Here is a 24,979-nt window from a genome sequence, read left to right on the forward strand (position 1 = left end):
AGGTCAAAGACCTCTTAATTAAATGTGATCATCTAAAATTAGTAATGGCATAAAGATGTATTTCGAGTCAGATCGGGTCCCCAAGTTCGGTAACCTTGAGTATCAATATGTATTTGACCAGTCGCATACAAACCTAAGCCCATATTTAAGCTTTGACCATAATTTTGCCAAAATTGGCACAATTTAAATTTAGAATTTTCGATGAATGCATAATCTTCAGCCTGAGGAAATTCAGGACCGATTCTGAAATCAATGGCTGAGTTATACAAGTGTCGAGACGAACCTGCGCCACCAGCACACTGATTTAATGGAAGGTCACGATATACAGATGTAACCTCAAAATCAGTTAGAATCCTTGCTGCAACGAGATATTTAAATACTTTCAGTGTTGGTAACTGATTCGACCATAGCTCACGGTTTGGAACCATATATTCAGATCTACCACATTTCTGCCAAGCACGTGCTGATTTAAATAATTCAAAACTTGGGATAATATTGCCAACATTATTACGTTCTAAGTATTGTTCATATTCTCGTGCTTGAGCTTGGTTATTACCTTGCATCAGCCAAACACGATAAGAATTCGGCATGACTTTTGGTCGCGCTGGACGTTCATAGGTTATTTTTTCTTGTGGAATATATATGCGTTGACCATCATTGGTGACGATTGTTCGTCCTTTTTGAGGGGAGGACGTACATCCAATCAATATCAACGATATTGCACTGATTGAGCACAAGCCCTTCAAAATTAATTTCATTATAAATAAATTTTACTAAAGCAAATAAGTTTCTATTTTATGCTAATTGATTATCAAGAATGCGTATAAATTGCAAATAAATGTACCAATTGGGTATAAAAAAGATCAGCCGAAGCTGATCTCTCATTGGATTATTTTTCTAAATATTGCAATTTGTTTGGTTTGCCATTCCATTCTTCACGGTCAGCTGGCTGATCACCAATCTGAGTAATATTTGGCCATTTTTCTGCAAGTTCAGCATTGAGTTCGATAAAGACTTCTTGACCTTCAGGCAGTTCATCTTCCGAGAAAATGGCATTTGCAGGGCATTCAGGCTCACATAACGCGCAGTCAATACATTCATCTGGATTAATGACTAGAAAGTTTGGACCTTCATAGAAACAGTCAACTGGGCAAACTTCTACGCAGTCTTGATACTTACATTTAATACAATTTTCAGTGACAACAAAGGTCATGGCGTCAGCTACCTAAAAAATATGGTTCTAATAACGAATGCTGTATTTTAGGCAAATTGAACGAAACTAACAATTCCTTTTCTTGATATTTAATATAGGGGATGCTACTAAATCAGTAATATTTATGATGAGATCGTACTAATTTGCAAATTCTCAGGCATTCTGCCTCTGATTTCAAAAATCGTGATTAAAAAAAGCCAGCAGATCGCTGGCTTATTGATTGAGTGTGCTTGAACTAAGATTTTTGGAGTAATTGTTTGAGTTGGTAGAGTTGGTCTAAAGCCTGTCTTGGACTTAAGTCATCTACAATAATTTCTGAAAGAAGTTGTTCAACTTGAGAAGGTTGATGAATTTCAACCACATTTTCAACTTCAATAATTTTTTCTACAGGTTCACTATTTGAAAATAAATCTTGAGAGAACAGATCTTTTTGCACAGGTTGAGTTTGCAGTTGGAGTTTCTCCAGTTTTTTAAGTTTAGCTTGAGCCTCTTTAATCACGTTTTGAGGAATACCTGCTAGTTTAGCGACCTGTAAACCATGACTCTGACTTGCAGGACCTTTTTGAACCTTATGCAATAAGATGAGATGACCATTCACTTCTTGCGCAGTGACATGATAATTATCAATACACGGATCCATGCCTAATTCTGTTAATTCAAAATAGTGCGTTGCAAAAAGACATAAACATTTAATGCGATGCGTCAAATCAAGAACACACGCCCAAGCTAATGACAAACCATCATAAGTGCTTGTGCCACGACCTACTTCGTCCATCAATACCAAAGATTGTTGAGTGGCATGATGTAAAATTTGAGAAGTTTCCGTCATTTCCACCATAAATGTAGATTTGCCAGAAGAAAGATCGTCTGCTGAACCGATACGCGTAAAGATCCGATCAATAGGTCCCAATTTTGCAGATTTCGCTGGAACGAAACTACCGCAATATGCCAATAGCGTAATTAACGCCGTCTGACGCATGAATGTAGATTTACCACCCATATTTGGGCCTGTGATAATCGACATACGATGCTGCACATCTAGATAAGTATCATTTGGGGTGTAAGGCGTTTTAATCAGTGATTCAACAACGGGATGGCGTCCTGCTTGAATGTGTATTCCAATTTCAGGGCTAAATTCCGGACGATTCCAATTATATAATCTTGATAGATGTGCGAAGTTTGTAAGAACATCCAGTTGAGCAATAGCGCTCGCCATCATTTGAAGATTGGCGATATCTTGACGTAATTCATCCAATAACATTTCAAACAAAAGTTTTTCACGAGCCAATGCACGTGATTCGCTTGAAAGCACTTTATCTTCGAAAGACTTCAATTCAGGGGTGATATAACGTTCAGCATTTTTTAATGTTTGACGACGAATATAATGGGCAGGAGCTTGTTCTGCTTGCACTCTGGTTAATTCAATATAGTAGCCACTCACTCGGTTATAACCGATTTTTAGTGTGTTTATACCTGTTGTTTCTCTTTCTTTGATTTCTAAATCAATTAAAAATTGTCCTGCATGATCGCGTATTTGACGAAGTTCATCCAATTCATGATCAAAACCATTTGCAATGACATTACCATCTCTGAGTAGAACAGGTGGGTTTTCCACAATGGCTGACATGAGGCGATGATGTAAACCATTAAAGTCACCCAATTCCTCATTCAGTTGATTGATTAAAGCGGATTGCGGTGTTGAGGTCATTGGTGCTAATGCATGGCGTAAATACGGGATCTGAGCACATGCTTGACGTAGTTGCACTAAATCACGTGGTCGCGCACTTCCTAATGCCACACGGCTGAGTACGCGTTCGATATCACTGATTTCTTTTAATACCAGACGAATTGGAGCTTCATGATAGCCAGATAATATGGTTTGTATCGCATCTAGACGCTGATCCAACAACGCAGTATCACGAATCGGTTGCATTAACGTTCGACTAAGCAGTCGGCTACCCATAGCCGTTTGGCATTGGTTGGTTAAATCAAATAATGAAGTGCCATGCTCAAACAAAGGATCAATAATCTCTAGATTTCGTCGCGTCACAGGATCAAGTGCAATAAAGTCGGAGCTTTGTTCAAGTCGAATTGAACGAATATGTGGCAATGCCGTCTTTTGGGTATCTTTGGCATAATGAATTAAAGCTGCCGCAGCTGCTTTCGCCAACTCAAGATGTTCAATTCCGAAACCAGATAAAGTACTTACGGCGAATTGATCACATAAAGTTTTTTGCGCATTATTCAGATTGAAGTCTACGTTTGGGCGTTTTGTAACGGGACAATCAAGAATTTGCTTAATCTGTTCAACCACTTCTGGATGCTTGAAATCCTCATCAATCAAAAGTTCACTTGGCATAAGACGCGCAAGTTCCAGAGGAAGTTGTTCAGCTTGAAAACTTTGTTGTTGGACTTTAAAAATACCTGCACTGAGATCTAATAGGGCGATACCAATTTCATCAGATTTAATACAGATGGATACTAAATTTGAACTCTGATGGGCATTCAGCAATGCGTCGTCTGTCAATGTACCCGGTGTAATAATTCTGACTACACCACGTTCAACAGGTCCTTTACCAGTGACTTCCCCAAGTTGTTCACAAATAACAACGGTTTCACCTTTTTTAACTAAACGCGCTAAGTATCCTTCTGCTGCATGATACGGAACTCCAGCCATTGGTATCGGTTGTCCATTCGCTTTACCACGGTGGGTTAACGTAATCCCTAAAATTTTGGCGGCTTTATGCGCATCGTCAAAAAATAACTCGTAGAAATCACCCATACGATAGAACATTAACGAATGCGGGTGCTGTAATTTCACCGTCATATATTGCTGCATCATTGGCGTCAATGTTGAAAGATCGATATTGGATTGATCTAAAGTCATCTTTGAAAAAAACCTGTAGTTAAATTTTGAAACGAAGAAGTACTGCTCAAGCTTAGCATGAGAAAAAATGCGTAAATCGATTATAAGATCTATTTTTAGCAAAAGATAAATGAGTCGAACCAATATTATAACCAACGACTCAATTTCGTTCATTGAATAATTAAATTCGATATCCATTTATGCAAATTCTTTGTGTAAAGAATCAGCAGTCTCTGGATAGTCTCCGCATCTTTTGGACAGTTTGTTATCGCATTTCATTTCATGATCAGATCATATTCGATGTCTTAGGGAAGAAAAAATGACAGGTCAAACGATTGAGATCACTACCAAATCGGGGAATCGCTATTCAGGGTATTTGGCAGTCCCAGAAGCAAAGAAAGGTCCTGGGATTGTATTGTGTCATGAAATATTTGGTATCAATGCAGCGATGCGAGCAAAAGCTGACTTTCTCGCAGAGGAAGGCTATACCGTTTTAGTCCCTGATCTATTTTGGCGTACTGCACCAAACATTGATTTAGGTTATACACCTGAGGATTTTGAAAAAGCTTTTCAACTTTATCAGCAATATGATGAAGATCAGGGTGTAAATGATATTCGTGAAAGTTTAGATTTTTTAACGACTTTAGATGCGTGTGACACGACTACGGGTCAGTCAGTGGTTGGATATTGTCTTGGTGGAAAACTTGCATATTTGGCTGCATGCCGTATTGATAACTTAGCGTGTTCGGTTGCTTACTACGGTGTAGGCATTGAAAAAGCGCTCGATGAACTCTCGAATGTGAAGGGTAAGCTTGTGCTACACATGGCTGAACTTGATCAATTCTGTCCAGCTGAAGCGCGAAATCAAATTACTGAAGCATGCGCACAATTTAAACATATTCATGCTTATGTTTATGAAGGTGTTGATCACGCATTTGCACGACCGAACAGCGATCATTATCACAAACCATCGGCGCGATTTGCCCATGAACGTACCGTAACAGCATTACATGAAACGGTTGGCCCTCACTATGACTTAGTTGCATTGTGGGAAGAGCATATCAGACATGAGTTCGACACGCGCGATGTACCAGCAACCATGGCAACGATGGTCGCTCAACCATATGTGAATCACATTCCAACATTGACAGGTGGTGTGGGATATAGCCAGTTAGCGCGATTCTATCGATATCATTTTGTACATCAAAACCCTCAAGATATGAAAATCACCTCAATTTCTAGAACTGTGGGATCTACTCAGGTTGTGGATGAATTCATCATGAGTTTCACTCACGACACTGAAATTGATTGGTTATTACCAGGTGTAAAACCGACTGGAAAATATGTCGAAATTCCAATGTTGGGGGTCATTCAGTTTAGAGGTCCAAAACTTTGTCACGAACATATTTATTGGGATCAAGCTTCTGTACTTGTCCAAATCGGATTACTTAATCCAGAAGGATTGCCTGTTGCAGGTGTAGAAACAGCGAAAAAACTTTTAGATGAAGATATTCCTTCAAATGGCTTGATGCCAAGTTGGGAGTCGAGTGTTGGTAAGCCAATCGAATAATCAAAATATATGGGGCAAAAAATGGAATTAAATATTAAAGATAAAGTTGCCATTGTCAGTGGTGGATCAACGTTGATTGGACAGGCTGTGGTTCAAAGTCTCGTGAATTTAGGGGCTAAAGTTGCCATTTTAGACATTGATGACTACGGAAAAACCATAGCTGCGCAACATCCTTATGAAGTGATGTTTATACAAACTGATCTAACGTCAGACATCGCAATTAAGGAAGCGGTGAACAGCATTAGAAATCATCTAGGTGAAGTCAGTTATTTGGTGAACTTGGCATGTACCTATCTTGATGATGGTTTCAAATCACCACGATCAGATTGGTTAAAAGCATTAGATATCAATTTGGTGTCTATTGTTGAGCTAACGCGTGCCGTATATGAAGATTTGCAAAAAAATAAAGGGTCAGTGGTGAATTTCACCTCGATTTCAGCGCAATGTGCTCAAACGGGGCGTTGGTTATATCCAGTGTCTAAAGCAGCAATTTTACAACTGACCAAATCAATGGCAATGGATTTTGCGCCAGATGGTATCCGTGTCAATTCAGTTTCACCAGGTTGGACTTGGTCGAGAGTGATTTCTGAAGTGAGTGGACAAAATCGTGCGAAAGCTGATGCTGTAGCAAGTGATTATCATCTCTTGGGACGTTTGGGTAATCCGGCAGAAGTGGCAAATGTAGTGACATTCTTATTGTCGGATGCTGCAAGTTTTGTGACTGGCGCAGATTATGCGGTAGATGGTGGGTATTCAGTCATGGGGCCTGAAACGAATCAACCCGCAATACCACGTTTAGCAGAATAAATTAAATATTGGAGAATAAAGATGAGAAAAATTGCAATTGTTGGTGCAGGTCAGTCAGGACTTCAACTTGGATTAGGACTGCTTGATAAGGGATATGACATCACGATTTTGTCGAATAAAACTCCTGATGAGATTCGTCAAGGTAAAGTCATGTCTAGTCAATGTATGTTCCATACTGCGTTACAGACTGAGCGTGATTTAGGATTAAATTTTTGGGAAGAGCATTGTCCAGCGGTAGAAGGTATTAGTTTTGCTTTGGTTGATCCAGCAAGTGGTGAAAGAGCATTTAAATGGAGTGCGCGATTAGAGCGTTATGCTCAATCTGTTGATCAACGTGTCAAGATGCCTTATTGGCTTGAAGAGTTTCAGCGCCGTGGAGGCAAGTTTGTTCTCCAAGATGTCGGTCTAAATGAATTAGAACATTTGGCTGACGAGTATGAATTAGTGCTATTGGCTGCGGGTAAAGGTGAAGTTGTTAAAGAGTTTGTACGTGACGCAGAACGTAGTACTTTTGACAAACCTCAGCGTGCATTGGCTTTGACTTATGTGAATGGAATGAAGCCAATTTCACCATACTCGAGAGTGAGCTTTAATATTATTCCTGGGGTGGGTGAGTATTTTTGTTTTCCTGCGCTTACAGTAAATGGTCCATGTGACATTATGGTTTTTGAAGGAATTCCCGATGGTCCTATGGATTGCTGGGCTGAAGTTAAAACACCAGAAGAGCATTTAAATAAAAGCTTAGAAATTCTGAAAGAACATTTGCCGTGGGAGTATGAGCGTTGTCAAGACGTAACGCTTACGGATAATGGCGGATATTTAGCAGGACGTTTCCCGCCAACGGTACGTAAACCTGTCATGACATTGGCTTCTGGTAAAAAAATATTTGGTATGGCAGATGCATTGGTGGTGAATGATCCAATCACAGGTCAAGGATCAAATAATGCAGCTAAATGTAGCAAGGTTTATTTCGATGCGATTTTAGCACACGGTAATCAAGCGTTTACTCAAGATTGGATGGAGTCAACGTTTGAGAAATATTGGTCATATGCTGAAAAAGTCGTGAGCTGGACAAATAGTTTATTGGTTCCACCTCAACCTCATGTTGTTGAGCTACTAGGTGCAGCCTCTCAGAATCACAATTTAGCTTCTCAGATCGTTAATAATTTTGATGATCCACGTAACTTTTCACCGTGGTGGTTTGACGAAAACGCAGCGAAAGAATTATTAGAAACAGATCAAGTTTCTCAAGTGGCTTGATGGAACTGAGGTGTTAAAAATGGATGTATTAGATAAAATTAATCTGCAAGAGATTGACATCAGTAATCCTCGCGAGATTCGTAATCTTCTTGGTCAGTTTGCCACAGGTGTTACTGTAATCACCACACGTGGAACGGATGGCCGAAAAGTGGGTATGACAGCCAATTCATTTTCTTCGTTGTCATTAGATCCACCGCTGGTATTGTGGAGCTTGTCGAAAACAGCACCAAGTTTGCCCGATTTTGTTGCAGCTAAGCACTTTGCAATTCATATGTTAACGAAGGAGCAGCATCAGCTTTCTACCCATTTTGCCCGTGGTGCACAAGATAAGTTTGCCACAGTTGATCATGGTGAATGTGATACAGGTGTTCCATTACTGAACGAAGCACTTGCTACACTTGTCTGTAAAAATGTACAGCAATACGAAGGTGGCGATCACTTGATTTTTATCGGTGAAATTCAAAAATATCAACAAACTGCTGGTGAGCCCTTAGTGTTTCATGCTGGTCGTTACCAAATTGCAGCGAGCCATCCAGACCTTTAATCATTGCTTTAAAAACCACGATGAACAATCGTGGTTTTTTATGGGAAATACACATGAAAAATAAAATTATATTAAGTACTTTAACCTTGTTTACTACAGCAAATTCATCACATGTTTTTGCTTATGATTTACCGACTGTGAATTTGGGTATGACCAGCTTTCTAGATGGTGGACTACCAGCTGGACCTGGTTGGTATTCGCAAACGTATTTTCAACATTATGACAGTGACAAGTTGAGAGATGCGAGTGGTCAAAAGCTTCCATTGCCCAAAACAGATTTAAATTATCAAGTGATTGTCGAGCAATTAAGTTACATGTCGACCTATAAACCGACTGCTCATTCAAGTCTAGGTCTGAATTTACTTATCCCTTATTTAAGTAAAATCAGTGTTGACGATGGTTTAAATAATCAAGCTTTAAAAGCTAAAAGTGGATTTGGAGATTTGATGATTGGTCCATTTATCCAGTTTGATCCAGTCATGGGTGAACAGGGACCAAAATTTGTCCATCGAATTGAATTACAGCTAAATCTGCCGACAGGGGAATATCAGCAAAACCGTGATATTAATCCGGGTAATAATGCATTTTCCTTAAATCCATATTGGGCTGCAACGTATTGGTTTAATCCGAAATGGACAGCTTCGACACGCGCTCATTATTTGTATAATTTTAAAAACGATGATCCAACTTATGGTTTTGGTGCTGCTGATGACATCCAAGCGGGGCAAGCAGTACACATTAACCTAGCATCTGAATATGCTGTACATGATCAGATTCGGTTGGGTCTAAGTGGATACTACTTAAAACAGCTTACCGATACTAAAGTTGATGGTGTAAAAGTCGATGGTCGCAAAGAAAGTGTGTGGGCAGTTGGACCTGGACTTATGTATAGCCACTCGCCAAAAAATCATGTCATCGCAAATGCATATTTTGAGCATGATGCAAAAAATAGAACTGAAGGCGATCGATTTCAAATTCGATACATTCATCATTTCTAATCAAAAAAGCCTGTGATTTCACAGGCATTTTTATTGACAGACATAAAATCAAGAGAAGAGTGAATTTTGTGTAATCTTACGCGTTGATGATGGCAGCTCGCCATAACGACGTTTGTACTCTTGTGAAAAACGACCTAAATGAGTAAAGCCCCACTTAAATGCAACATCAGTGACCGTGGCATGTTCATTATTCATCAGTTCAAGATGAGCTTGTTCAAAACGAAGCTCACGTAAATATGCCATAGGGGTAATGCCAAAATGGTTTTTGAATCCTGCAAAGAGTGTTCGTGCACTTACACCTGATTGTTCAGCCAAGACTTCTATGTTGAGTGGTTCATGTAAGTGGTGGTGAATGTATGCTTCAGCACGTTTGATAAAGTATGGCGCTAATTTTTTCTCATGATGAGAATTTGCTTTAAAAAAAGCATTATTTGGTTGTCCATAAATAAGCGCATTAAATAGATTTGATTCAAACTGCTTAAATGCAAGTGGGTGGTGGAGAGGATGATGCTCACATTTAAGTGCATCCATCATGGTTCTCAAAAGTTGCAGAAAATAACCACCAGATTGGGTGGTAAAATCAAGTCGAGGATTAAAAATTACATTTTTTTGTTCAGATTTCACGATATGTTGCTGACAATGATGTGCAAAATCATCTTTTGAAATTTTGAGAATGAGTTGAGGGGAGTGAGCACGCCAGCGCATTCTGAGTGATTGGTCAGGTGAGATAATTGACGCTACTTCTGAGTATGAAATAAATTTATCTTGACCAAATTCAATTTCTGCATAGCCTCGAGTAGGAATCTGAATAAGATAAAACTTTTCAAGTTGATCTGGTTCGATCAATACATCTGCGCCATATTCCAAGCGGCTGATAGAAAGAGCCCCAGTTTGAACATGATGCATGCTTGCACTAAAATTTTTAGCTGATTTTAACACTTTTAGAGCATGAGGCTTAAAAATTTGCCCTACATTTTTACAAGTTTCGCTCAAATCTGCTTGATTGAAGACCAAGTTTTGACTGTTGAAAATTGATTCATTACTAAAATTTTGCCCAGTTAGCTGAGAGGAATGAAGCTGGTTCATTGTGAATCCTTTTGGCTCATTAGTAGTCCGTACCATGACAGTAGTGTTAAATTGATATCATGGAATGAGATTTACGATATAAATAAATGAAGCAATATTCAGACCAGAAATAATAATTTTAAAATTTAATAGCTATAGTGGTAATTGAAAAAATTACATTTATTTATATCAGTCCTATCCTTAGGACGTTATTTAAAAATCTATCTCTATAATCGCTGAATGTCAAATAAAACCGAATTTTTTATCATTATGATTTTAATATAAGTTAATGAAAATATTATAAAAAATAAAAATACCTATTAAGTAATATAAGATACCAAATTAGTATTTTTTAATTTACTAATCTGTGTTCAAAAATATATCTAAATATTTAGTCGAAGCAAAGAGACTTTATTTCGACATTATTATTAAAAATGTTTTATAGTATTTATCATGATTCAAAATAGCTAGGTGAACAGGATGATCACACTCAGCCAACATAAGGATCTTAGTCACGCATCGCGTGAATTGAATGTTGCTCAACGATTAATGAGCCTTATTTGTGGTTCACATCAATTAGAAACTGCTCGTAAAGATCAGCTTGATTTTCATTATTCAGGTATACGCTTGCCGAGTAAAAAAATGGCAATTGGCTGTATCAGTTATGGCACAGATGTGTCTATTCAAATTCAGCAGCTAGGTGCATACAGTATCAGTTTGCCTATTCATGGACAGCAAACATTGCGTATGAATGGAGAAACTCATTTATCACACAGTAATAATGGAATCATTGTTTCTAGTCAGGATCAGCAAGAACTCATTATTCACCGTAATTGTAAAAAATTTCAAGTGGTGATTCCTGAAGAAAGTGTCAAATCTGTACTTTCCAATTTGCTTTCTAAACCTGTTAAAGAGCGGGTGATTTTTGAGCCAGATATGCCATTTAGTGAAGATAACTTCCTAAGATTGTGGTGGAATAATATTCAACAATGTTTATCGCTCAGGCAAGATTATTCTCGTTTTGATGGTTTAAATCTGCTTTCTCAAGATTATGAAAGTTTTTTGATTAAGGCTTTGCTTTTAACCCAGCACAATAATTATTCCAATGAATTAAGATCGCTGCAAGAGTATCAGCTTCCGAAGCCAGTCATGTTGGTCAGAGAGTTTATCCATCGTTTTGCTGATCAAGAGTTGGATGCATCAGATTTAGTCATGATATCGGGAACTTCAAAATCGACTTTATACCGTGAGTTTCAACAAGCGCTGCATATGAGTCCTATGGATTATTTAAAAAACTATAGACTTGAACAGATTCATCATGCTTTGCTGCAGAACAATGCAAATATTTCCATTTCGAGATTGGCTTATGACTGGGGATTCAGACATTTAGGACGATTTTCTCAAGAATACAAAGCCAAATATGGGGTTCTCCCGAGTGAAACACTTAAAATAATGGTTTAAAAAAAAGCCCCTTGATTGGGGCTTTTTAATGACTGAGTTGAGATTACTGCGTTACCTCTGCAGTTGCAGTATTGGCTGATTCAGGTTGTTTTAGTCCTTTTAATGCGAGCGCAATAAACGAAATAAATGTCGGAATTGCTAGGACATAGAAAATACCTGCAAGAGATAATTCAAAAGTAAAAATCAGTGATCCGTAGAACGCACCTAAGATCGCACCGATACGACCAATACCATGCATCCATGAAACACCTACACCGCGGCACACTGAAGGGTAGAACAGTGCTGTTAATGGAAGTAGTGATGATTGAGCACCCACTAATAATGCGCCAATTAAGAAAATTGCAATACCGAGTAAAACAATACTTTGGCTTACGAATGCTGCAACGAAGAACAATACAAATGCTGCGAGATAAGAATATTTAATCACAGTATTTGGATTAACTTTATCCATATACCACCCCATAAAGCATGCACCTATTACACCGCCGAATGGGAAAATCGCTGCAATTAAACTAAACTGCTCTGTTGTAAATCCAGCGGTTTTAAGAATAGTTGGCATCCAGCTGGTTAACAGATAAAACACCATTAGGCTGGTAAAGCAACACAGCCAAAGCATTGCCGAACCCCAAAAGTATTTGCTAAACAAAATTTTAACAGGGCTTTGTTTAGGATCTAATACTTCTGCTTCAGGTAGAACAAATACAGTACTTTGATCAAATGTTTGACCGTGAATCTTCTCAAGAATTGGTTTTGCTTTTTCTTGACGATTTTGTTTGATGAGGTATTGAGGTGATTCAGGTAACTTGGTAATCAAAAATACCAATACAATGAGTGGGATTACACCGCCAATAATAATGACATTTGCCCACCCTTGATTCTCTAATAAGAACGCAGATAAGACACCGCCACTTGAGATCCCTAACATAAATCCGCAACCTGCTAATCCGGTCAGGAATGCTTTACGTTTTAGAGGCATGTATTCGGATACCATTGTGCTGATATTCGGCATAGCCGCACCAAGTCCGACCCCTGTAATAAAACGATAGATCATAAGTTCTTGTGTGTTAGAAGCAAATCCACACATGATGGTGAAAATTGAAAACAACAAAGTCGTCATTACGATGACACCCTTGCGTCCAAATTTATCTGATAATGGTCCTGAGATAATGGCGCCGATCGACATGCCTACTAAGGCCGCACTGAGCACAGGTGCTAGATCTGGTTTTGAAATCCCCCAATCATCTAACAATGCTGGTGCAATAAAGCCTAAGATGCCAGTGTCTAATCCATCACAGAAAAAAACCAAAAACCCCAGAAAGAAAACTGTCCATTGTAAAGGGGACATTTTTTCCCGATCAATAACGTCATTTACAATTATTTTTTGCATTTAAAATTTCCATATATTCAAACGTTAGAACAAAAAAGGACTATCGTTTGCAAAGAATATTAACGATAGTCCTTAGTGATTGTCATCAGCTCATTTAATTATCTTGAGCTATGACTTTGAATAAACTTCTCACTGTAAACACGTCCGTTGTCTATCTGGTGATCAGCTAACCAATTTTTGACAGCATCGATCATTGGTGGCGGACCACACAAATACATATCGAATGCTGATTCGCTTAATTGCGATTGATCTAAATGTTCGTGGATAAATCCTTTTTTTCCAGTCCAATCATTAGAAGGTTGTCCGATTACGGGATGATACTCAAAGTGTGGAATCTTGGCTGAGTATGCTTTTAACCTTTCTTGTTCACACAAATCTTGCTCTTTGTTTACACCATAATATAGATGTACTGGTGGAATTTGAGGTTGTTTCACAATTTGATCTAGCATTCCTAAAAATGCTGACAATCCAGTACCTCCTGCGACAAAGACTAATGGCTTTTCTTTTTCCACTTCGCGAAGATAAAAACTTCCTAAAGGTGCTTCGAGTAAAATTGTATCCCCAACTTTTGCTCGATCTCGCAGATAGTCACTCATGAGACCTTGCGGGAGTAAGCGAATTAAAAACTGTAATTGATTACCTTCATTGGGTAAATTGGCAAAGGAATAAGAACGCCAATCATTTGCACCAGGAATTTTTAATCGAGCATATTGACCCGGTAAATAATCAATTTTCTGCGTATGTTGACTGGCATCTACATGAATGATTGCCGTAGTTTCAGAGACTAATTCTACGTGAGTCACTTTGGTTTCGAGTTGAAGTGTTTCACCAGCATTACAGAAACTTGAGTCATGATCGAAATAGAATGCAGCATTCGATTGCACTCGTGTTTGACAAGCTAAAATTTTACGCTCTGCCAGATCACGTTCGGTTAATGCTTCTTCATCGACATAATCTTGAGTGTAATTGCCACTTTCACATTGCCCTTGACAGGTTGCGCAAACGCCTTCACGGCAGTCTAAAGGCAATGTGATACCTTGACGGAACGCAGCATCAAGTAAAAGCTCATCATTATTCACAGAGATAAAGAACGTTTTACCATCTGCAAAGTTGAGTGCAACAGAATGACTCATTCTTTTACTCCTTAAACGTGATAGAAGTCGAGCACAGAATCAATTTTGTCATTCAACAAAATGGTGTGCTGTTTACGAATGCGGAAAGTGTCTTCATGTTGACGAAGGATATAAGTGACATGCCCGTAAAAATAGCCTTCTAAACCTTGGCGGTTATAGAATGTCGACCAACCCGCTTTAACTTCTAATAATCCGTCTTCAAGTGTTTTTACACGGATGTTGTGAATCGCATGCATGAGACGCGGAAGGGGCGTAGCTGATGCAGCTTTACCAGTTCCTATACGGAATACGCGATCTTCAAGGCCAGCACGGTTTTCATAATAGATATATGAAAGCCCTTGGTTTGGATCAGTGACGTATTCATGGTCACTAATCCATTGTGGAATGTGGTATTCGCTGTCTTCGTCATAGAGTTCTAGATATGCGTCCCATTCATAGTTGTCACAAAGCGCAGATTTTTCATATAAAAATTGAGAAACTTGATGTACAAGAGCTTGTGTCATGATTAAGCCTCCTCAGTTGTCGCTTGTGATGCAGGGCATTCGTGTGGTTCAGAAGTATCTTCAGTGAGTTTAAGTGCTTTATTTTTTAAGCCTTTTAACATGAGATCGCGCCAAACTTGGTGTTGATTGACATATAAACCTTCTTGAGTGATTTCAGTACCCGTGATGACTGGTTTGATCCCTAATGTTTGAGCATTCGGGCTGTCGCCATAATTCCACTTGTGATAACCGCGCGAAATGTCACTCCAGCGTTCTAAACGAGCTTGGAAACCACGCTGTTGTTCACGGAATTCGACTAAATCGTCAGGTGTGCCTAAGCCCGATACGTTGAAGAAATCTTCGAATTGACGAATACGGTTACGACGTGCTTCAGCCGACTCACCTTTAACACCAATACACTGGCTAATGACTTCAGTTTTATTCCACGCAACTGGACGAATAATACGAAGTTGCGAACTGATTTGATCCATAAAGAAAAGGCTTGGGTATAAGTTCAAGTTTCTGAGACGATGCATTGCCCATTCAGCACGTTTTTGACCATATTTTTCAACCAGATATGGCATCACAGTTGCGTAACCAGGACGTACAGTTGGGTTAGGCATGTCACTAAACAAAACGTTATGACCATTTTTAAATGAGAACCAACCATCATCAGTTGTGTCATCACCAGCACCTAATTTACTGTAATCAAGTGTGTCCTTTGGTCCTGTCCCTTTTTGTGCATTCAGTTGCTGACGATATTGAACTGTAGAGACATAGTTATAGTGAACAGTACTTACGTGGTAGCCATCTACACCATTTTCATTTTGTAGCTTCCAGTTTCCAGCAAAGGTATATGCTGATTTACCCGGTAAAACTTCTAATTCACCTGTAGGTGATTGTTCAACCATAAGATCAAGGAAAACACGTGTATCACCTAAATAATCTTCTAAGGTGTCTGTAGCTGTTGTATCTAAGCTAACGAAGACAAATCCTTTATAACTTGCAATACGTGCTTTTTTTAGACCTCGTGATGATTTATCAAAGTCATCACAATACTCACCAGGAGCTTTAACTTTTACGAGGCGACCATCCGATTTGTAACACCAAGCATGGAACGGGCAGGTAAATGTGGATTGATTACCTTTAGCAACTCGGGTCAATGTAGCACCACGGTGCTCGCAGGCATTGACCATTGCATTTAAATTACCTTGACCATCACGGTTAATGATGAGCGGTTGGCGACCAATTTGAACAGTGACAAAGTCATTTGGTTTTGGAATTTCACTTTCATGACACGCGTAGATCCACACCTTTTCAAAGATCATTTCCATTTCTAGATCAAAAAGTTCTGGTTCAGTAAACATGTCACGTGCGATACGATAGACGCCATCCTCTGGTCGAAAATCGATACATCCTTCAATAAAATCATGCCATTCGATGCTGCTACGAGATCCCATGGTCTAACTCCTTATATCACTTGATTTCATTTATCTTTGAATCTATTGAACAGTGATTAACGGAGTCAGGCTATCCAGTTTGTTCTAATCGTTATCCATTTTTTCTCAAATATTTTATGGAGAAGGTAGTTAAAAATATGAGTGGGATTCAAAAGTCGTCCTTTGGGACTATAAAAACAAAAAGCCGATGCATCTTTGATACATCGGCTGATAGAAGCTAAAGGAAATCGTTATTTGGCAATTCCAAGCTCTGTCAAATGAAGTCTTAGGATTCGTCTTAATTCCAAAACAGCTTCAGGCGTTTCCTGAATTGAGTGACCACCTTTGATAATAATCTCAGATTGTGCCCCTTTAAGATGCGCACTCTGATAAGGCACGATCCCATCTGACATAACAGTAGGATCTTTACTCTCAGTCACATTCCCCATGATGGAGTGAAATTTAAATCCTTTAATTGGCGTCACAGGTGAGGTTAATTTGGTGAAAGGAGAGTTGTGACTCAGATCACTCGGACCATTTTGAATCAATCCATGACCTAAGTCTTTGACAAAATGTTTAATATTAATATCTTTATCTGAGAGCGATTCAGCAAATGCACCCAAAAATGCACCTGGCAACTTGATCACTTTACGCGCAGCTCGTGTAAACCAACGATCAGCATAATCTGTACCTCGATGAGGTGCTGCTAAGAAAATAGCACGATTGAACTGTGGCACAGGTTTGATTTGTAAACGAGCTTTAAATAAAGGTTCATTCTTAAAGCGGCTAATTTGAGAATTTTTTAATTGAGACAATGCAGGTTGTGTTAAATCAGCTTGGCTCACTAATAATCTTGAAATAATACCACCCATACTATGTCCAATCAGAACTGCATCTTTAGCTGATGCTGTAGATTGATCAAGTGAATTAAATGCTTGTTGAATGATCGCATTCACCTGAAAGCGACTTTCTAAAATTGGCATATTGGTTGAGTAAAATACTTGCCAAACTTGATAATGCTCTCTTAGAACATTATCTCCCATAATGTCATTGGTTAATGCAATCCAAGCTTCTGGACTGCTTGCAAGTCCATGCACCAAAACAATAATTTTTTTGTTTGGATTATAGGGTTCGAGCATAAAGAGATGAGGCATTGTGATTGTATTGTCACGATCAATCAAACTCAAATATGCAGCAGCACCTAAGTTATTTTCGGCAAGCCACAAACCATAAGGTGCAGAGTAATTCGCAGCTAAGGGATAAACTTTTCCACCTACTTTTAATTGATCTAATCCATAAGGATCATAAATATTCAGGGTGAAATGCGGGTCATTCAGAATATCCTCTACATTACTCTGACGCGCAGGCTCAGCGGTCATCGTGACTGAAAGATAACGTGGTGGATGAATGTTAGGATTACGACCATTTTTATAAGCGTGATTTAATGGATCTACAATATATTTACCTGAATCACTATTTCGCTCTGGCGCTGGCAGCGTTGCCACAAATTCCGCACCGAAACCATCCCGACGGTTAATCGAACGCAGGCCACTAAAATTGAGATTGTAGCTTGAAAGCAGGCTATCTAATTTTTGATTAGCAATCTGAGGGTAATGGTCATAGTTGATGGTATAAATGCTTTCACTAATTTTTATTTGTTTGGGAACTTTTTCACCCGTATAGCGCATACCATAGGTCATCACCATTTTCGCCAAGGCTTGATTGTAGAAATCTCGTATTTGAACTTGTCTATTATCGAAAATACGGTCGCTTGGTTGGCGTTTTGTCTTGAATAGATAGGCATAACTATAACGAATACTTTTATCAAGCATTGCTAACTGTTGGTCGAGACATTGACTATAGTTTTCTTGATGAAGTTTTTGCTTTTCTTCTGACTGATATTTATTAATTAAACTGGTATTACAATCAGAAGAATTACTGAGGGTTAATGCCCGTGTCAAATATGCTTCACTTGCAGTTGAATAAAGTTGTTCATCTTGAATTTGTTTTATTTTTTTTAGATCAGATACGCATTTATCTGGATCATTAGAACAACTTTCAGCCTCACTGCCTGTCATGGAGAGGACATTCAGACTCGCTTCACTCATTTTTTTACGCGTTAATATGCTATCTCGTTCATTCGCGATCGAAACATTAAGCGCTTGATTTTTTACACTGACGACTTGGCAACCTGTCATAAATAGTGGTGTTGCGAGCAGTAGGACGCCGATGTATTTATTGTTCATCATAAACATATTTTTAACTGTCAGCATGAATCATTAACGCTGAGCATACGTTATTTTTAGGGAGATAAAAATAAGTGCTAAAAAAAATAGACTGAATGATCAGTCTATTTTTTTTTTAATAAGATTATGATTTCGCTGGATTGTTTAAAATTTGCCAAACATTGTAACGACCTTGTTTCTCAATTTCTTGAATCAAGCGGTCAGCAACTTCAGTTTCTTCAGGATATTTCACTTTGTAATTTTTTAAAGTTGTGATTGCATTTTTCTTTTGGCTCAATGCGAGGTAGTTATTAACAGCTACGAGATAAGCTTCTTGAACACCCGCTTTGATGGCCTTATCGATATATGGAATAGCTTCTTTTTGACCACCACCTTCAGACAAAGAGAAACCAAACCAGAAGTTAGCTTCAGCGTCTTCTTTGTTGATCTTAAGGATTTGTTGTGCATATTTTAATGATTTAGTGGTATAAGCAGAACCAAGATCAAGGTTACGACCCAATATACTTGCTTTAAATGCACGAATTAAAATATCGAATGACGCGTTATCTTTGGCTGCTAAAGTATCTAGTTGAGCTGAAACTTCACGTAATTTAGCTTCAAAACCACGACGTTCTTGACGATCTGTAAAGCGAGGAGGATAGTGACGTGCTTTACCTTCAACCATCTGGAGGAAGTCATCAATTTCTGTAATATCGATTTCATTTTGACCCGCTAAAACCGTGTATTTCATCGCACGTTGTGAACTATTCACAGTCGGTACGATTAATTTGTTTTGGTCGAGGATCATCTTTCTGTTTGGATTATTTGGATCAGTCACCTCAAGTTTTTGAAGTGGTGCAGCAGCAGCTTTTTTTAGTTCAAGCTCGAATACTGGAGGTTGGCTATAATTAAAAGGATTTAATGCATAAAATGGCGCACTTAAATCAGGCTCAGAAAAGACGATTGGATCGTTTGTTTTAGATTGTTTTTTAACTGCTGGAGAGCTACAAGCACTCAATAATGAAACAGCGATCATGGTGGCAATAAGGGGCTTAATCGTCATATTTTCTTCCAATATTATGTTTTTAAATTCTAGTTCAGGTTGTATCTGAGTCTATGAAAAGTCGAAACAACATGCAACTCAGATTCACCTAACTTAGTCAAACTTATACATTAAGCTTTTGATTGTGCAGTTTGAGCTTCGCACTCACGACGAACTTCGTCAATGATTTTTAACTCTTCAGCACTAAATGGTTGTCCATTACTTTGAGCGTTATTAAATGTTGGATCAAGTAATGAAAGTCGCTGACATAGAGTGTTCATGCGCTTTTCATTGTGCTGTATACGATCCAATAATACTCGCATACCTTCTAACATAGGATCTGATTGATCTTGGGTTGTCGCATAAGGCTGAAAACCGATGCTTTCTGCATAATTGCGTCGTTCGGATTCTTTGTCCAAATCTTTTTGCTGATTTTTAATAATAAATCGCGCTGGGTTACCTACGGCAGTAGCACCTTCAGGGACTTCTTTAGTGACCACAGCATTCGAACCCACCTTCGCATTCTTATGCACGGTAAATGGTCCTAAAATTTTCGCACCTGCGCCAACGACTACACCATCTTCTAAAGTTGGGTGACGTTTGCCTTTATTCCAAGTGGTGCCACCTAATGTCACGCCATGATAGAGCGTCACATCATCACCAATTTCAGCTGTTTCCCCAATGACCACACCCATACCGTGATCAATAAAAAAACGTTTGCCAATTTTGGCACCTGGGTGAATTTCGATACCAGTTGCAAAACGACTAAAAGAAGACAGCATGCGGGCTGAAGTTTTACACTCTTTTTTCCAAAGCTCATGCGCAACACGATGCATAATCAGTGCGTGAATTCCTGGATAAGTGGTTAAAACTTCAAATGTGTTGCGCGCCGCAGGATCGCGGGCAAACACAGCTTGAATATCTTCTTTAAGCTGTTTAAGCATCTTTTGATTTCTCTTTAGAATCTGACTTTTTCCATGTGCCATTGTTCAATGCCTGAACACGACTGAAAATACCTCTAAGAAGATGGTACTCCATACGATCTAATTGTATACGTCCGAATAAGCGACGCAAGCGTAAAGGCAATAATCGTGGGTTTTCTGGGTCTAAAAACTCGATTTCGTGCAACATTTTTTCAAAATGAGGATAAAATTGTTCCATCTGTTGATGTGTTACCAACGGCTCATCCCAATGCATAGAATCTTCATCAGTCACTTTCATAACTGCTTGAGGATCTTCAACTTGTTCCATGAGAGCCGTGGTCGCCATTCGCATTTCATAGCAAATAATTTGAATGGCTTGAGCGACATTGAGTACCCCATAGTCTGTATTCACAGGGATGGTCACATGGTAATTCGCCAAGGCCAACTCTTCATTTGTTAATCCGCGATCTTCACGCCCAAATATTACGGCAATTTCTTGTTGTTCTTTGATCACCGCTTGCATCGATTTATCAGCAGCAGGCCGAGCATCTAATAAAGGCCATGGAATAGTTCGGCTACGAGCACTTGTACCAAAGACTAAATGACAATCTGCGATGGCTTCATCAAGCGTTTCTACAATCTGAATTTGATCAATTAAATCGGTTGCACCTGCTGCAAGTGCATCAATATCAGGATGAGGATAAGTTTTAGGTGCTACTAAAACCAATTTTGAAAGCCCCATGGTTTTCATTGCTCGAAGTGCGCTACCGATATTCGCAGGCAGGGTAGTATTCACCATGACAATACGCACATGAGACAAATGCGCTGAGACAGCAGCATTATCAATTAAATTCATAAATCTTCCAAAATTAAGAGTATTGACTGACTTCCGTCATGTATTGATCCATTGCTTCATCCATACTGATCTGGTCAGGTGGAGAGGCATGTGATGTGATGACTGGTTCTGATTTTGGTTCCACGGCGTGGGAACGTGCAGCTTTTGACTTGACATGATACTCCACATGTAAGGCCTCTTTACCAAAATAGTCGCGCAGTTTGAACAATAAGTCATCGAGTGGTGCGACATTCCATTGCGGTGGTAAATGAAAATCAGCCGTTGCATATGGAAAGTCGAGTTGTACTTGTAATGGCACATGCTGACACATATCTACATTACAAAATGGTTGAATGATCTGCGAAAGCTCTTGACCAAGATTTGGCTGAATATGCTCAGGTTGTAATTTGATGAGGATGTGATTCGCACGTTTTTGACGAATTTCATTTAATGTAAACGCTTTTGTAAGACGTCCCATCGGACGGTCGAAGCCTTCACGTTCATAAATTTCACCTTCAATCACGATCACTCTTTCATTCACAATAATGTCTTTAAAACGTTGGAAGCGTTCATGATTTGCTGAGACTTCAATTCGAGCAGTACCATCATCGAGTGTGATCATCATGCGGTTAGGGAAATTTGCGACATCCACAACCAAGCCGGCAAATACTGTAGTCACGCCACGACGTGTTGGAGTCAGCTCATTAATTTTGTTAGAAATAAATGCTTTTAACTCGGGGCGATACACATCAATCGGGTGTCCCGTTAAGTATAAACCTAAGGTGTCTTTTTCACCTTTTAAACGGACTTCATCAGACCAAGGTTTTACAGGTTTAGTAGGTTTACGTTGAACTTCTTCAACTTCACCAAATAAATCCATAATGCCAGTTTCGCGATTTGAACGAGCTTGTTCGGCAGCTTGTACAGCTTCAGGCAATTGAGCCATTAAAGTCGCGCGTTCAAGTCCGAGACAATCTAAGGCTCCTGAGCGAATCAAAGCTTCAAGTGTACGTTTATTGATTTTCTTCAGATCAATGCGATGGCAGAAATCAAATAAATCTTTATAAGGTCCAAGTTGCTTACGTGAATCAATGACGGATTGCATAGCTGCTTCACCAACACCCTTGATTGCACCTAGACCATATACAATGGTTTTTTCATCAATTGCATGGAATTGATAAATCGACATATTGACGGAAGGTGGTAACACGTCGAGACCATTGTTACGACAGTCATCAATCAAGAATACGATACTATCCGTGTTTTGCATTTCCGAAGTCAGTACAGCGGACATAAACTCAGAAGGATAGTGTGCTTTTAACCAAGCCGTCTGATAAGCCACTAATGCATAGGCTGCAGCATGTGATTTGTTGAAACCATAGCCTGCAAATTTTTCCATATAGTCGAAGATATGGTTCGCCGTTTGCTCATCGATATCTTTTTTTGCAGCACCTTCAATAAAGATTTGGCGTTGTTTAACCATCTCTTCAGGTTTCTTTTTACCCATCGCACGACGAAGTAAGTCCGCACCACCTAGACTATATCCGGCACAATACTGAGCTGCTTGCATAACCTGTTCTTGATATACCATAATCCCATAGGTAGGTTCTAAGACACCTTCTAATAGGGGATGTAAGTATTCGAACTCTCCACCATGCATACGATGAATAAAGTCTGGAATTAGATCCATTGGGCCCGGGCGGTACAATGACACGAAAGCAATAATTTCTTCAAATTTACTTGGGCGTGCTTCCTTGAGCATTTTTTTCATGCCCACGGATTCAAATTGGAATACCGCAGTGGTATTTGCTTCGGCAAATATCGAATATGCAGCTTTGTCATTTAGCGGAATATTCTCAATCTTTAGAGGTATATCAAACTTCAATCGTTGGTTAATGTGCTGAATAGCATCTTCAATTACAGTAAGATTTCGCAATCCCAAGAAGTCAAATTTAACAAGTCCTGCCGCCTCAACATCGTCTTTATCAAATTGAGCGACACGACCGGTACCATCTTCGTCACACAGTACAGCTGAGAAGTCCGTAATCTTGGTCGGTGCGATTACAACACCACCTGCGTGCTTACCAGTGTTACGCGTTATTCCTTCAAGTTTAAGCGCCATTTCCCAGATTTCTGATGCATCTTCATAATCTGGGTTGGATGGGTTGGTTACAATATCTTTAAGTTGTGGTTCGGCTTCTAAAGATTCTTCTAAACTTAAACCCAAAGGTTTAGTCGGGATCATTTTAGAAATACGATCTGCTAAGCCGTAAGACTTACCTAAAACTCGTGCAACATCTCGAATTGCACCTTTCGCTGCCATCGTACCAAAGGTTGCAATTTGAGATACAGCGTCACGCCCATAAGTTCGTGCTACATAATCAATTACACGATCACGACCTGCGATACAAAAATCCACGTCAAAGTCTGGCATCGAAACACGTTCAGGGTTTAAGAAACGTTCGAAAAGAAGTCCGTATGGTAGTGGATCTAAATCTGTAATTTTTAAACTGTATGCAACTAATGAGCCTGCACCTGAACCACGGCCCGGGCCTACAGGTACGCCATTGTTCTTGGACCACTGAATGAAGTCCATGACAATCAAGAAGTAACCTGGGAATCCCATCGAGTTAATGATCTTGATTTCGAAATCTAATCGATCGTCATATTCTTTGCGAATTTCAGGCCAGTCTTCTCCACGTTTCTCCACAGGATAAAGGTGATTAAGACGTTCTTCTAATCCTTCTTTAGACAAATGGGCAAAGAAGGTATCAATTGTATGACCTTCAGGAATTGGATAGTCAGGTAAAAAGTATTTACCTAAGCGAAGTGTCACATTACAGCGTTTAGCAATTTCAACTGTATTTTGAATAGCACTGGGGATATCAGCAAATAACTCCACCATTTGCGCTGTTGTTTTGAAATATTGCTCAGGGCTGTAAGTACGTGGACGACGATTATCACCTAAAACATAGCCATCTGCGATGCAGACGCGCGCTTCATGGGCTTCAAAGTCTTCTTCTCTAATAAAATGAACATCATTATGAGCGACAACACCGATTTGATATTTTGCGGCTAATTTAACAGCTTCAATAATAAAATCTTCTTCTTGTGGGCGATTGGTGCGCGTGAGTGCTAAATAGACACGATTGCCAAATTTTTCGATCCAAGCTTCAAGTAAGGGTTCAGCTTTTTCAGGGCTACTTGAACACAGCATTTCTCCAACATCACTTTTAATCCCTAAAAGTGCAATCATGCCCGGCGCTTGTTCTAACACCCATTCTTTTTTTACACACGGGATACTGAGTTGTTGTCCTTCAATAAAGCCGCGCGATACTACTTCAGTTAAACTACGCCAACCCTCATTATTCATCGCCAGTAAAGTCATACGATGTGATTCATCATTCAAACGAATCACACTTCCTAAAATAGGTTTAATCCCTTTTTTAAGACACGAGGTATAAAACTTCACTGCTGCATGTAAGTTCGATAAATCTGTCATCGCGAGTGCAGGCATAGAATCCTGTACAGCAGACTTCATTAGATCAGGTATACGTACGATTGATTCAGTAATAGAAAATTCTGTATGAACACCGAGATGAACAAACTGCATAGATGAGTCCTTTACAAGAGCAGAGCGTATTTTATCATGCAAAGTGATTTAGAGCTGAGAATCCACGATATTTTATATGATTCGCACAAATTATCTTCGATTTGAATAAAGGCGAT

At 39.2% G+C, this 24,979-nt stretch carries 19 protein-coding genes; 6 read left to right on the forward strand and 13 right to left on the reverse strand.

Annotation, left to right across the window (positions count from 1 at the left end):
* Nucleotides 1–38 precede the first annotated feature (38 nt).
* The 3 genes from AC1M9A_RS11565 to mutS all read right to left on the reverse strand — a co-directional run bounded on the left by AC1M9A_RS11565 (nt 39) and on the right by mutS (nt 4,100).
* The gene (locus AC1M9A_RS11565) at nt 39–758 is read right to left on the reverse strand and encodes a peptidase M15 (RefSeq protein WP_481610258.1); all 720 of its coding nucleotides are present in this window, start codon (nt 756–758) and stop codon (nt 39–41) included.
* A 131-nt stretch (nt 759–889) separates the two neighbouring features.
* Nucleotides 890–1,213, reverse strand: a complete 324-nt coding sequence (gene fdxA, locus AC1M9A_RS11570) for a ferredoxin FdxA (RefSeq protein ID WP_035266386.1) — start codon at nt 1,211–1,213, stop codon at nt 890–892.
* 235 nt (nt 1,214–1,448) lie between these two features.
* A complete protein-coding gene (mutS, locus tag AC1M9A_RS11575) occupies nt 1,449–4,100 on the reverse strand; it encodes a DNA mismatch repair protein MutS (RefSeq protein WP_481610259.1) in 2,652 nt (883 codons plus the stop codon).
* A 298-nt stretch (nt 4,101–4,398) separates the two neighbouring features.
* Between mutS and AC1M9A_RS11580 the strand changes: the two genes are divergently transcribed.
* From AC1M9A_RS11580 to AC1M9A_RS11600, 5 genes are read left to right on the forward strand one after another with little or no spacing between them, the layout of a single operon-like run.
* Complete coding sequence (locus AC1M9A_RS11580) at nt 4,399–5,649, forward strand: dienelactone hydrolase family protein (protein ID WP_481610260.1); 1,251 nt, start codon at nt 4,399–4,401, stop codon at nt 5,647–5,649.
* A gap of 21 nt (nt 5,650–5,670) precedes the next feature.
* Nucleotides 5,671–6,456: an SDR family oxidoreductase gene (locus tag AC1M9A_RS11585; RefSeq protein ID WP_126038024.1), complete on the forward strand. Its 786-nt coding sequence runs from the start codon at nt 5,671–5,673 to the stop codon at nt 6,454–6,456.
* A 21-nt stretch (nt 6,457–6,477) separates the two neighbouring features.
* Nucleotides 6,478–7,716 carry a styrene monooxygenase/indole monooxygenase family protein gene (locus tag AC1M9A_RS11590; protein ID WP_481610261.1) on the forward strand — a complete coding sequence of 413 codons (1,239 nt, stop codon included), beginning with the start codon at nt 6,478–6,480 and terminating at the stop codon, nt 7,714–7,716.
* 19 nt (nt 7,717–7,735) lie between these two features.
* On the forward strand, nt 7,736–8,260 hold the full coding sequence (locus AC1M9A_RS11595; RefSeq protein WP_481610262.1) for a flavin reductase family protein: 525 nt from the start codon (nt 7,736–7,738) through the stop codon (nt 8,258–8,260).
* A 53-nt stretch (nt 8,261–8,313) separates the two neighbouring features.
* Nucleotides 8,314–9,258 carry a SphA family protein gene (locus AC1M9A_RS11600; protein ID WP_481610263.1) on the forward strand — a complete coding sequence of 315 codons (945 nt, stop codon included), beginning with the start codon at nt 8,314–8,316 and terminating at the stop codon, nt 9,256–9,258.
* Between the two features lie 48 nt (nt 9,259–9,306).
* Here the strand turns inward: AC1M9A_RS11600 and AC1M9A_RS11605 are convergent, their stop codons facing one another.
* Complete coding sequence (locus AC1M9A_RS11605; protein WP_092767742.1) at nt 9,307–10,344, reverse strand: AraC family transcriptional regulator; 1,038 nt, start codon at nt 10,342–10,344, stop codon at nt 9,307–9,309.
* A 459-nt stretch (nt 10,345–10,803) separates the two neighbouring features.
* Between AC1M9A_RS11605 and AC1M9A_RS11610 the strand changes: the two genes are divergently transcribed.
* The gene (locus AC1M9A_RS11610) at nt 10,804–11,784 is read left to right on the forward strand and encodes an AraC family transcriptional regulator (RefSeq protein ID WP_092767745.1); all 981 of its coding nucleotides are present in this window, start codon (nt 10,804–10,806) and stop codon (nt 11,782–11,784) included.
* Between the two features lie 43 nt (nt 11,785–11,827).
* Here AC1M9A_RS11610 and AC1M9A_RS11615 read toward each other — a convergent pair whose 3' ends face one another.
* From AC1M9A_RS11615 to dnaE, 9 genes are all read right to left on the reverse strand, one after another.
* Nucleotides 11,828–13,171, reverse strand: coding sequence for an MFS transporter (locus AC1M9A_RS11615; protein ID WP_092767747.1), 1,344 nt, complete (start codon nt 13,169–13,171; stop codon nt 11,828–11,830).
* Between the two features lie 98 nt (nt 13,172–13,269).
* A complete protein-coding gene (gene antC / locus AC1M9A_RS11620) occupies nt 13,270–14,304 on the reverse strand; it encodes an anthranilate 1,2-dioxygenase electron transfer component AntC (protein WP_180028207.1) in 1,035 nt (344 codons plus the stop codon).
* Between the two features lie 11 nt (nt 14,305–14,315).
* Nucleotides 14,316–14,807: an anthranilate 1,2-dioxygenase small subunit gene (gene antB, locus AC1M9A_RS11625; protein ID WP_035266119.1), complete on the reverse strand. Its 492-nt coding sequence runs from the start codon at nt 14,805–14,807 to the stop codon at nt 14,316–14,318.
* A 2-nt stretch (nt 14,808–14,809) separates the two neighbouring features.
* Entirely contained in the window at nt 14,810–16,246 is a 1,437-nt protein-coding gene (antA, locus tag AC1M9A_RS11630) for an anthranilate 1,2-dioxygenase large subunit (protein WP_035266117.1), read from the reverse strand.
* A 230-nt stretch (nt 16,247–16,476) separates the two neighbouring features.
* Complete coding sequence (locus AC1M9A_RS11635; RefSeq protein WP_481610290.1) at nt 16,477–18,480, reverse strand: esterase/lipase family protein; 2,004 nt, start codon at nt 18,478–18,480, stop codon at nt 16,477–16,479.
* Between the two features lie 115 nt (nt 18,481–18,595).
* Nucleotides 18,596–19,513 (reverse strand): ABUW_2363 family tetratricopeptide repeat lipoprotein, encoded by a 918-nt coding sequence (locus tag AC1M9A_RS11640; protein ID WP_092767751.1) that lies wholly within the window; start codon nt 19,511–19,513, stop codon nt 18,596–18,598.
* A gap of 110 nt (nt 19,514–19,623) precedes the next feature.
* A complete protein-coding gene (cysE, locus tag AC1M9A_RS11645) occupies nt 19,624–20,436 on the reverse strand; it encodes a serine O-acetyltransferase (protein ID WP_035266113.1) in 813 nt (270 codons plus the stop codon).
* Nucleotides 20,429–21,271 (reverse strand): RNA methyltransferase, encoded by an 843-nt coding sequence (locus AC1M9A_RS11650; protein WP_481610264.1) that lies wholly within the window; start codon nt 21,269–21,271, stop codon nt 20,429–20,431. Before AC1M9A_RS11650 ends, cysE begins: the two co-directional genes overlap by 8 nt.
* A gap of 13 nt (nt 21,272–21,284) precedes the next feature.
* A complete protein-coding gene (gene dnaE / locus AC1M9A_RS11655) occupies nt 21,285–24,863 on the reverse strand; it encodes a DNA polymerase III subunit alpha (RefSeq protein WP_481610265.1) in 3,579 nt (1,192 codons plus the stop codon).
* Nucleotides 24,864–24,979 lie beyond the last annotated feature (116 nt).

It is taken from the genome of Acinetobacter sp. ANC_7634 (assembly GCF_056779875.1).